Genomic DNA, 11,864 nt, shown 5'->3' with positions numbered 1-11,864 from the left:
TTATAAATCGAAACACCCGATACGATTAATTGTATCGGGTGTTTTTTATATATAGCATTCTAAAGAAAAGGCCCTGAATACGTCAATAATAACCGTCAGCCCTTTTGCCTGTCTTGCTCCGTCCAGCAATTGCAGGATTTCTATTTTTATGGTTTTTTTCATGGTTGCCTCCGTTTCAATATTCTGCAGGTGCAGGTTCCTGATGTTCTACATTCCCTTTGTTGCGGTATTGGGAAGGGGTCATGTCTGTGCGCTTCCTGAAAGCCCGGATAAAGGCTTCGGGATTTTCATAGCCTATAGTTCGGCTGATCTGTGAAATCGGCATGTTGGTCGACTGAAGCATGATTTCGGCGCGCTTTAAGCGGATATCCCTAAGCAGATTCGAAAAACTCTGTCCGGTAATGGATTTTATAAGCCGGGAGCAGTAGGCTGTATCGTAGCTGAATTCCCTTGCCACGTCTGACAGGGTGACGCCTTGATAATGATTCTGTATGTAACTCAGCAGGTTGGTATTTCCCAGTGGCAGCTTTTTGACAGTAGGAGAAAAATCCACGGTTTTCCTATGGTTTCTGGTTAATTGTGCGAAGAGAATGATGAGCATGCTGTTTAATATGCTGCTGGAATAGAAATCTTTTCTGATTTCTTCCACATACATATCCAAAACCAGGTTTCGGATATCGCAGTCGTCATTGGTGTGAAAAATCATGTATTCCAAGTGCTTTTTTGCATATATATTATCTAAAAAGAATGCCGAGATAATGCTCTGATCACGCAGCACGTTGAAAAGAATATCTTCCAGGGTGCTGTGGCGTATCAGTATGTTGATGACCATGCTGTCATCGAAAACGGAAACGCTGTGCATTGTTGCTGGAGAAAGCATGCAAAGATCGCCTTTTGACAAGGTTATGGAATCGTTTCCGATAGTCATACTGCAGGTTCCTCTTAGGACGTATTTCATTTCGAAAAAGACATTCAGGTGATTGAATGCGGGGGTATAACGATAATGTTTTCTTACAAGGATGCTTTTGGAATCGTTTTTGTCGAAAAACAAATCGTCGCTCCACTCTTCGGGAACCTGGTCGGGAAACAGGTCAAATACTAAAATATGCTGGGAAAGGACATAATCTTTATCCACGGAATCAAGAAAAGCCTTTAATGTGTCAGGAGATTTGGCGGCTTCATGATAATTCATGTAAAACTGTTCGTGTTCATTATATTCATTCAAATAGTTTAAAATCATTTTTCTGTTCATGGTTTTTCCTTTCATTCTTAGTGTTTCCCTGAACATTTACCAATTTATCATAACAATTATGTCATGTGAAATCAATTAAATTAATCATGCAGGACAATTGTGGCACTTTGGCATATGAGATAAAATGATAGCAAGATATAAAGTGAAAACAGCGATACTGGTAACGGTTCAGTTAAAGCTATATTTGATCTGGAGGGATAAAATGGATAGAATACGTATAAAAAAGGATGACAATGCAGCGATCATCAGTTCAAAACTGCATGGACAATTTATTGAGTTTTTAGGTGAATGCCTGCAGGACGGAATCTGGGTAGGAGAGGACTCTGTAATTCCCAATTATAATGGCTTCAGGAAGGATGCTGTTGATGCGCTTAAGAAACTGGGGGTGCCGGTTCTCAGGTGGCCGGGAGGCTGCTATGCAGACAAGTACCATTGGCGGGATGGGATTGGTCCGAGAAAAGACAGGCCGGTAACCTATAATGAAAATTTCAATACGTTCGAGATGGAAAAAAACCAGTTTGGCACTCATGAATTCATGGAACTCTGTCAGATGGTCGGTGCGGAACCGTGGCTGAATATCAATATGCTCACTGGAACTGTTGCGGAAGCGGCTGAATGGTTCGGGTACTGCAACCGCAAAGAAGATACTTCCCTTACGAAGGAACGTGCTGCGAACGGCAGCAATGCCCCGTTCGATGTGAAATACTGGGGAATCGGGAACGAATCCTGGGGCGGGGGCGGAATGTACACACCTCAAAGCTATATGGCAGATTATCGTAAATTTGCCACAGGCATGCCAACCTTCAAGAAGGCCGGTCCGGATGGCCTTGAAGGACCTGAGATGAAATTCATCGCCGTCGGTCCGGATGGAAACAAACCAGAGGAAAGAGTGCAGTGGACAAAACAGCTGTTTGATTCTTTTGGTGAGTTCAGACAGCCCAAATTAGATGCCCTGGATCTTCATTTTTACAATTGGAATATCAAAAATCCAAAGGATAAAGTCCTGTCTTTTGATGAAGATGGCTGGTACGGTGTTTTGCATGGTTCCATGGAAATAGAGGAAGTGATTAAGGAACAGTATCAGCTTATCCAGGAAGGGCTAAACAAAATTGCAAGGCCTACTGAAGATTATTTTTATCAGGAACCACAGTGTGAGCTGTATATTGGCGAATGGGGAAACTGGCATATGGAAGCTTTTTTTGCAAAGCCGGCACTTTATCAGCAGTGCACCCTTCGCGACGCACTGACAACTGCGATAACCCTGGATATTTTTCATAGAAACTGTGATATTTTAAAATTAGCCTGTGTGGCGCAGACTATCAATGTGCTTAATTCCATTATTTTGACAGAGGGAGAAACGACGATTCTGACGCCAAACTATTATGTGTTCGAGATGTATAAGGTACACAGAGACGCAGCCAGAATGCTTTGTGAAACAGAGACCTCGCCTGCTTATGAAAAGGATGGAATCGCGGTAGATGGCATTTACAGTTTTGCATCTGAAAAAGAGGGGATTATCAGTTTGAATATAATTAATGCGGACATGGAAAAAGCCAGAGATATTGAGCTGTCTTTTGAGGAGGCTTTGATTTATCGAGAGGGAACTGTGCTGAACGGTGATTCTGTTATGGAGTACAATTCAAAAGAGCATCCATTCAGTGTTTTGCCTAAGAAAGCGGACAGCCCGTCAGGGTCAGGAAATACCTGGAAGGCAACAGTTCCACCGGCATCCATAAGCGTGTATCATTTTGAGAAATAAAGATCATTCATAAGAGAATATAAAAAGCGGAAGCCAGGGGGCATATCAATGATGCCCCGGCTTCCGCGTTTTTGTAATGAAATTCGCTTGATTATCTTTTTGGAGGAAAATGGATCGCCAGCTTCGCATAAAAATCCTCCATCGTAAACCGGGAATCCAGCGTATGGTATACACGGATCGGGCGATTGTCCTGGTTGTGGATATAATACATCTCCTTGGAGAACTGAGGGGCGGGTCTTGATTCCCAGTTGCCTCTGTTGTGTTCTTCCAGAAGAACGGTGACGGTTCCCTGGTCTCCAAGTCCCCAGCTCTCGCCGTGGGGCCATGGAACATACTGGGTCATCCGGCTGTTGAAGTCAGCCATCTGCGTGAAGAGATAATCGCCAAGTTCACCGCATGGTTTTACCCGGTACTGAAGTTCAGCAAGGGATACTTCTATCTGCTTATACACATTTTCCGGAACCTGCCAGAGGGGAAGGTCGGAACCAAAGACCACATTGGCAGCGGGAATGTCCTGAAGCAGGTTGAACTCAAAACCGCCTGCAGGCCATGGTCCGCCGCCGATCCATACAACCGTCATCTTTTCTGCTATCCGCGGTTCCTTTAGGTAGGCGGAGGCCAGATCCGTGAGGCACCCCTGGAATACTGCATACAGCGGGCGTTCGTCGTCGCGGAGTGCCTCCTCAATAAGAAAATCGGCTCCTTCGGAAGGCATGGGGATCGTCTCATCAGTCATGGGGAGGGAGGAGCCTTTGTATACAGGATACTCGTCTTTTACTCCCATCAGCTCCAATACTTTCAAGACCTCAAGATAGCTGGCCTCTGTGGTATTGCCGCTTCCATAGTCCTGAGGGTTGGCCTCGAAATGGCCAGCGATGATGCCTTTCACAATGAACTGAGGTGTGAGGAGGTGATGTGCCAGGGCAAACTGGTCATCGGCTTCATTTTTACAATCCGTATGGACGATGACTCGTATTTTCTTGTTTTCGGGAACCTTGTAAGCATATTCAAACATCTGTAATACCTGTTACTGCAGAATGCAGTGTCCTTTCTTTGAAATTCGGTAACTATGCAGTCCAGAGTCCTGCCTGGTCACAAGTGATTATAATGATTCATGCAGATAGTGCTCTTTTTCTGAATTATAGCAAGACAGAAATGGAAACGCAATAAGACAGATGGAAGAGGTCCCCTTTTTGCTATAAATCAGTCCGGATAGTGATAGAAGGAGGGCAGGGGATTTCCCTATAATGAGGACGTGATGCAAAACATGTTCATTCGCAGCGCGCTCTCGCTTAGATGAAGACGTAGTGGTACGTAGGGCCGCACAATACGCGACCCAAGTACCAACGTCTTCATAAAGCTGCTCATTGAATCATGTTTTGTATCACTGTGTGTTAGATGGCGGATGTGCAAATTAACGAAGTCGAACAGACAGGAAAGTCAGTATATTGTTAGTATCAGGTCCGTTTATTTATAGAATTCAGATGCAGGGACATATTATAATGGGAACATCTTAAAGGACGGTTTGCAAATAAAGGAGGAAAGAAAATGATCAGCAAGGCAAAAAAAATGAAACGCTATCTGCCATTGTATCTTATGTTTTTACCGGGAGCGATTTACCTGCTTATTAATAACTATATCCCGATGGCGGGGCTGGTGGTTGCTTTTAAAAAGTATAATATCAGACAGGGGATCTTTGGAAGCGCATGGGCCGGGCTGAAGAATTTCGAGTTCCTGTTTGCGACGCCGGATGCATGGGTCGTCACACGAAACACGATTCTGTATAACCTGGTATTTATTGTTCTGAATACGGTGTTGGGCATCCTGTTTGCAATTTTTATCTGTGATACGCTTAACAAGAAACTAAGGAAAATGTACCAGAGTGCGATCCTGTTTCCATTTTTGATGTCAGCCGTTATTCTAAGCTACATTGTTTATGCGTTCTTAAGCCAGAGCACCGGTATCGCAAATAACAGCATTCTTCCGGCACTGGGACTGGATCCGGTCAAGTGGTATTCGGAGGCAAAATACTGGCCATTCATCCTGGTCTTCGTGAATACATGGAAAGGCATCGGATATGGATGTCTGATCTATATAGCAGGCATCAACGGAATCGATCTTGCTTATTATGAAGCCGCGAAGCTGGATGGCGCAACAAAGTGGCAGCAGATCAAATGCATCACGATCCCTTCGCTGGCACCGACTGTTATCACCCTGACGCTGATGAGTGTCGGAAGGATTTTCTATTCAGATTTCGGACTCTTCTATCAGGTGCCGCGTAACTCAGGCATGATCTATTCCACTACAAACGTTATTGATACGTATGTGTATCGTGGATTGATGGAACAGTCAAATGTAGGGATGTCCGCAGCAGCAGGCTTTTACCAGTCAGTCGTAGGTTTTGCGCTTGTATTGACTGCAAATTTCATTGTTAAAAAATTCAGTAAAGAGAATGCATTATTCTAAGGAGGCAGCTATGAGAGAGAAACCATTTTCAAGATTTCAGATTTTGGCGAATACTTCCATGATTGTATGGACAATCATAGTGATTCTGCCGTTTATACTTTTATTCATGTCATCCATAACCGATGAAAATACCCTGGTAGCAAACGGATATTCTTTCATACCGGGAAAAATTGCAGCAGATGCCTATGTATATATCATCAAGGCGGGAGATAAAATCCTGAAAGCATACGGGGTCAGTATTCTGGTCACATTCGTGGGTACGATATTGAATGTGCTGCTTTCAGCGCTGATGGCCTACCCGCTGTCGATTAAAAACCTGCCAGGCAGAAAATTCCTGAACTTCTTCGTGTTTTTTACAATGCTGTTCAATGGCGGAATTGTTCCATCCTATCTGATGTGGACAGGCGTTTTCCATATTAAGGATACGCTATTCGCACAGTTGCTGCCTAATCTGCTGTTAAGTGCATGGAATGTCATGATGATCCGTACTTATTTTACGACGAGCATTCCTGACAGCCTTTATGAGGCGGCTGAAATTGACGGGGCTTCCCAGACAAAGATTTTTCTCAGCATCGTAATGCCGCTTGGAAAACCGATTCTGGTGACGATGGGAACTTTTGCAGGTCTTTCCTACTGGAATGACTGGACAAATGGCCTTTACTATATCGTAAGAAACAGGGATCTTTACAATGTACAGAATCTCCTGAACCAGATGGTGAGCAACATCCAGTATCTTTCCACGAGCACGAGCTCCAATGTAACATCGGCGGCATCCAATATTCCGTCGACGGCGATCCAGATGGCAATTGCCTTTGTGGCCATTCTGCCGATAATGCTGATCTTCCCGACATTCCAGAAATACTATTCAAAAGGACTTACCATGGGCGGGGTAAAAGGCTGATACAGGAAATGGGAATGTGATTCCAAATGCATTTTCACATATAAAAGGAGGACGAATTATGAAAAAGAAAGTAGTATCACTGTTACTTGTTGCTGCCATGATCATGACTATGCTGGCTGGATGTGGAAAAGATTCCGGATCGACAGATACCGGTTCGTCAGATGATGGGGATGGTTCAGTAACCAAAACCGAAATCGGCGAGTATACGGAAGAAGATCCTTATCATCTGGTGTTTTCTTATGTTGAGTTCTATGAACAGGATGACGATGCCCGTGCTGCTGTGCAGGATGCCATCAATGCAAAGATGATTCCGGAATATCATATTGAGGTTGAGCTGCTGCCTTTACAGTATGCAGATTATCAGTCGACCATCCAGCTGATGTTATCCGGCGGGGATGATCTTGATGTTATGCCGATCTTCTACACATTTGCTTCCAGCTGGATCAACATGGGCGGCATATATGATATGGCTGAATTCATGGATACAGAAGAAGGAAAGGCTATCGTAGAAGCGCTTGGTGAAGAAAACGCAAATGTTGGCAGCATGAACGGTGTTCTTTACGGATTCCCTGCGAATAAGGAATCAGTTGAATTAGGCGGTCTCTGCATGAGAGCTGATGTATGTGATGAATTAGGACTTACAGAAAAATATGGTTTAGAAGCAAATAAAGATGCATATGACGGAACCTACTATGACTGGTCTGTGGCAGAGGAAATCTTCGCAGCGGTAAAAGCGGCACGTCCGGAAATGACGCCTCTGTATATGTACAACTCCGACCAGTTAGTGCGTTTCAAATTCTTTGACGAACTGGTAGACGGATTCGGCGTTCTCGACTGGGAAGCAGACCATGCCTCAACAAAAGTTGTAAATAAATTCGAAACAGAGACATACAAAGAAGCAGTTACCATGCTTGCTGACTGGTATGACAAAGGATATATCTTTGAAGATGCAGCTACGGATACACAGGGTACGGCAAGCATGATGAAAGCCGGCAACACATTCAGCTACCTGACTGCAATCAAACCTGGATTCCTTGCAGAAGCAGAAGCTGCAAACGGAGGAAAGTGCTATGCAATGTACTTCGGAGACCACAAGGAAGGCGGTCTTTCTACAACGAACGTAAGCTTCTTCAATACAGGAATCTCGGCAAACAGCCAGGATCCTGAGATGGCATTCAAATTCGTTTCTGCTTTATATGCTGATGCAGAGCTTATGAACCTGTGGCAGAACGGTATCGAAGATACGAACTACAAGGTATTAGAGGATGGTACAGCATTTTTTGTTGAAGGCGAAGACGGATCAAACTATGCATATCACCAGAACACAGGATGGTTCATGGGAAATCAGTTCAACAGCTATGTATGGAATGATGGCTCCAAATCAGCGGATTACTGGACCTTATTACAGTCGCACAATGACTGGGCTGAATACTCACCTGCATTTGGGTTTATGTGGGACAGCACAGACTATTCAACGGAAGTCACAGCTTTGCAGAATGCGCTTGAAACCTACCGCGCAGCACTTCATACAGGAAGCGTGGGCCTGGACAAAGTAGATGAGACCATTCAGAAGCTGAATGATGCACTTTACGCAGCAGGTCTCCAGGATGTTATGGATGCGAAGCAGGAACAGCTCGATAAGTGGCTTGCTGAGCAGAAGTAAGCAGCAGCACAAATCAAGGAATCACAGTGACTGAATAGTCGCGAAACAGGAAACTAAACGGGGTTTCCGGAAGACAGAAAAAAAGCTGTTTTCCGGAAAACCCTTTTTGCGTAGACAGATAGAAGATGTAAAAATATAGAAATAAAAGAGTTGTCCTGCAGCGCGGAGATAGAAGCAGCAGAGAAGGCATCTGTTAATAACGCTTGACTTTGGTTAAAGACAGATACTACTATAGTAATACAGAGGGCAACATATCAAGATGCATTTTGAAGGAGCGGAAATGATGTTTAAAAAAGGAAAGCAGTATGATTTTTTAAAACAGGTCAAATGGATGGGCATTCTTCTGGCGGCAGTAATGCTGACGAATCTGGGAGTCTGCCTCTATGCCATTTCCGCAATATCCGATGAGACTTCGAAATATGCAGACAGCGTGGTACTTTCTTATGTCAGGGAAGTACAGCAGATGCTTGACAACATTGACAATACAATTGCCACGGAAATCCTGTATGATACGAAACTGGATACCATCCAGGATGGAAAGGACATCATAGAGGTCATCCAGGCTAACCTGACTGTGAAAAACCTGCTGGCCTCATGGGCCCATCAGTATGCGCTGCCGGTCAACCATATGATCTATTTTCCTGGCACGGAAACAACCATTACCGGAAGCAGGGAAGAGAAGGAATATGCAGAATGGAGAAGAATTGAAAAAGAACTGATTTCCATGCTGGTGGAAAAGAAGGGCTCTTCGGAGGATTCTGAGGTCGGAGAGTGGAATGTCGTAAACCTGCAGGGAAAAAACTATATTCTGAAGTATTATTATTATAAAGGGCGTTATATCGGCAGCTGGATCGAGATCGATAAGCTGATCGATACCATGGTTGCGGAAGGACTTGGAAAAGAGTGCCTGTTTGTGGTATCCAGTGCCTCGGGAAAAGCATATAACAGCCAGGAGAGACTGGAGGAGAAAGGCCTTTCAATCCCTGCAAGCATCGGAGAGAAGCTGGTTGTCAGGGATTTCCTTTCCCCGGACATGATTGTCAATGAGCCCGTGAAAGGGACCACCTTCAGCCTGAATGCGGTAATACTGGGGTACAGCCAGGTTGCCGGGGCGCTCAGTGTCCAGATTGCCCTTACGCTGATCGTGGTCATGATTGCGGCAGCCTGTCTGGTATTTATGCTGTATATCCGGAGAACGCTGATCAAGCCCATTCAGGATTTCTCGAACAACATCCGAAAGTTCAGGGAGGACAACACATACACGGTCGAGACCCATTATCAGATTGCTGAGCTGGCGAATGCCAGCGAGATTCTGGCCGACCTGGTAAAGCAGATCAACGGCCTGAAGATCGATATTTACGAAAGGACCCTGGAGCAGCAGAAGGTGAAAATGGATTTCCTGACTTTGCAGATAGAGCCGCATTTTTATCTTAACTGCTTAAACATTATCTATCACATGACAGAGATCAAAAAATATAAAGAAGTGCAGAATCTGAGCCAGTGCGTTTCTGACTATCTGCGTTATATTTTCAAGACTGGCAATAACATGGTGCTTTTGGGTGAAGAGCTTGAACACACCAAAAAATATCTGGAAATCCAGAAAATCAGGTACAGGGACGGATTTGAAGCAGTCATCGAGGTGGAGGAAGAGGTGCTCGGCGTCAAGGTACCGCCTTTGCTGCTGCAGACATTTGTGGAAAATGCCCTGAAGCATACCATCGACTGGGAGGAAGAGATTACCATAAGCCTCCGGGGAAGGAAAATGTCCAGGGGTAAGGAAGATTATATACAGATTGAGGTTGAAGACAGCGGGGAAGGTTTTGAGGAAGAGATACTTCGAAAACTGCAGCACGGAATTGATATTTCGGAGGGGGAAAAAAGGATTGGAATTATGAATGCGGTCCAGAGGCTTCATCTGCAGTACGGCGACAGGGCAAAAGTTTGTTTTTATAATCGCCCTGAAGGGGGAGCCGGAGTCAGGATACAGATTCCGATAAAGGAAAGGAAAGAAGGGGGGGAATAGGATGAATATTCTGATTGTTGATGACGATTCTTATGTGATTGAAGCCCTGCAGGAGGGCATCGAATGGCCTGCGCTTGGGATAGAAAATGTATACACTGCCTATAATGTTAAGAAAGCCAAAAAGATACTGGAAGAGGTACCTATCCACATTCTGCTGTGCGATATTGAAATGCCAAAGGAAAGCGGGCTTTCCCTTTTGAAGTGGGTCAGAGAAAAGAATCTGCTGTTGCAGAATATTTTTCTGACAAGCTACGGGGATTTTGAATATGCAAGCCAGGCGATCGAGCTGCAGACCTTCAGCTATGCCCTGAAGCCGATTGCCTATGACAAGCTGAAGGAAGTAATAAAAAATGCCATCGAAAAAGAAAAGCAGGCATTGAAAGTCCGGGATTATCAGAAAGGCTATGAATCCTGGATCGACACAGAGAAAAACAGGGCGGAGGAATTCTGGAAAAAGCTGCTGGTTGAAAAATCTATATCAAGTATGGTTGACATAAAAAAGTTCTGCCAGGTCATGGATCTGGGATACAGTCCGGACAGCCAGTTCATCTGCATGACGGTCGAGCTGTTTCATTATAAGGCTGTATTTGAGAGTCTGGGTGACGGAATGACAAACTGGACCCTGAAAAACATTGCGGAAGAGCTGTTTCAAAAAGAAAATATAAAAATAGAGGGCATCGTAAAAAAAGAGACGGCTGTATGGATTTTTGTATTCTCTGCTAATGAGGGCACGACGCCGGAAAAAGTGAAAGAGGTGTCGGATTCCTTTATACAGAAAATTGAAAAGCATTTTCACTGCACAGTCAGCTGCGGAATTGGGAATGTCTGCATCCTGAACCAGCTGGGTGAAGACCTCGTATATATTGAAACTATGTGCAGGGATAATGTGGTTAAGGAAAACAAGGCGCTTATCCTCAGCGAATATGAATTTAAGAATATCGCTTATGAGCCGCCGAACTTTGCCATATGGGAGGCATTGATTGCGGAAGGAAAAGAGAACGACATCATCAGGGTGATTGGCGAATATCTGGATCGTCTGGTAAACAGGAAAAAAGTGAATAAAGAAATTCTGTATCAGTTTATGATGGATTTCCTGCAGATGGTCTTCTCGGTACTCAGGCAGAACCATATTATGCTGCATGTCTGGGAATATGAACGGTTCCAGGGAGAAGAAACTGAAGAAGCGACGCTCTCAGTCGACCATATGAGAACCTATCTGGAAAAGCTGATCAGGGATACGATCAGCGTAATGCAGGGAGTCAACAAGACGAAATCAGTGATTGAGACCATTACGGAATATATGGAGCATAATATAGAAAAGGAGATTTCCAGGGAAAGCCTAGCGGAGATGGTCTATCTGAATCCGGATTATCTGGCGCGGCTTTTCAAGAAGGAGAAGGGGGAATCGATTGGAAATTACCTGATCAACAGGAGAATCAGCATTGCAAAGGAATATTTTGAAAACACCAGCGAGCCTGTAAATGCGGTGGCGGTCAAGGTGGGCTATGACAACTTTTCCTATTTTTCAAAGGTGTTCAAGGACGTGACAGGTCTTACGCCTAAAGAATATAAAAAGAAGGTGGAAGATGCAAAAACAAGTTAGTGCACTGATAAAAGTGAAGCATAAGGAATTAAAAAACGTGTCAAAACATCCAACGTGATGTTTTTGATGCGTTTTTTTAATTTATTGGAGTGGAGTGTCAAATGTTGAGCGGCGCTCTCTGTTCCGGTCAAACTGCACGTTGTTTTCTCGGAATTTCAGTAGCTTAGTGGCATAGTCTTTTCTGGAAAGCGCTCTGT

The 11,864-nt window shown here is 44.3% G+C and carries 8 protein-coding genes; 6 read left to right on the top strand and 2 right to left on the bottom strand.

Going from position 1 to position 11,864, the window contains the following annotated elements; genetic code table 11:
• Positions 1-175: 175 nt before the first annotated feature.
• Positions 176-1,267 (bottom strand): AraC family transcriptional regulator, encoded by a 1,092-nt coding sequence (locus BJR36_RS17540; RefSeq protein WP_207648903.1) that lies wholly within the window; start codon positions 1,265-1,267, stop codon positions 176-178.
• A 187-nt stretch (positions 1,268-1,454) separates the two neighbouring features.
• Between BJR36_RS17540 and BJR36_RS17535 the strand changes: the two genes are divergently transcribed.
• On the top strand, positions 1,455-3,011 hold the full coding sequence (locus BJR36_RS17535; protein ID WP_169823767.1) for an alpha-N-arabinofuranosidase: 1,557 nt from the start codon (positions 1,455-1,457) through the stop codon (positions 3,009-3,011).
• A gap of 91 nt (positions 3,012-3,102) precedes the next feature.
• Here the strand turns inward: BJR36_RS17535 and BJR36_RS17530 are convergent, their stop codons facing one another.
• A complete protein-coding gene (locus BJR36_RS17530) occupies positions 3,103-4,026 on the bottom strand; it encodes a nucleoside hydrolase (protein WP_091236733.1) in 924 nt (307 codons plus the stop codon).
• Between the two features lie 533 nt (positions 4,027-4,559).
• Between BJR36_RS17530 and BJR36_RS17525 the strand changes: the two genes are divergently transcribed.
• The 5 genes from BJR36_RS17525 (at position 4,560) to BJR36_RS17505 (ending at position 11,667) form a co-directional block, all read left to right on the top strand.
• Positions 4,560-5,477, top strand: a complete 918-nt coding sequence (locus BJR36_RS17525) for an ABC transporter permease (RefSeq protein WP_091236731.1) — start codon at positions 4,560-4,562, stop codon at positions 5,475-5,477.
• 10 nt (positions 5,478-5,487) lie between these two features.
• Positions 5,488-6,378: a carbohydrate ABC transporter permease gene (locus BJR36_RS17520; RefSeq protein WP_091236729.1), complete on the top strand. Its 891-nt coding sequence runs from the start codon at positions 5,488-5,490 to the stop codon at positions 6,376-6,378.
• Between the two features lie 58 nt (positions 6,379-6,436).
• Positions 6,437-8,041 carry an ABC transporter substrate-binding protein gene (locus tag BJR36_RS17515; protein ID WP_091236727.1) on the top strand — a complete coding sequence of 535 codons (1,605 nt, stop codon included), beginning with the start codon at positions 6,437-6,439 and terminating at the stop codon, positions 8,039-8,041.
• Positions 8,042-8,324: 283 nt separating this feature from the next.
• Positions 8,325-10,064: a sensor histidine kinase gene (locus BJR36_RS17510; protein ID WP_169823766.1), complete on the top strand. Its 1,740-nt coding sequence runs from the start codon at positions 8,325-8,327 to the stop codon at positions 10,062-10,064.
• A gap of 1 nt (position 10,065) precedes the next feature.
• On the top strand, positions 10,066-11,667 hold the full coding sequence (locus BJR36_RS17505; RefSeq protein WP_091236724.1) for a response regulator transcription factor: 1,602 nt from the start codon (positions 10,066-10,068) through the stop codon (positions 11,665-11,667).
• Positions 11,668-11,864 lie beyond the last annotated feature (197 nt).

It is taken from the genome of Anaerobium acetethylicum (assembly GCF_900096945.1).
Lineage (GTDB): Bacteria > Bacillota > Clostridia > Lachnospirales > Lachnospiraceae > Anaerobium > Anaerobium acetethylicum.
This window is presented reverse-complemented; position numbering and strand designations above follow the sequence as displayed.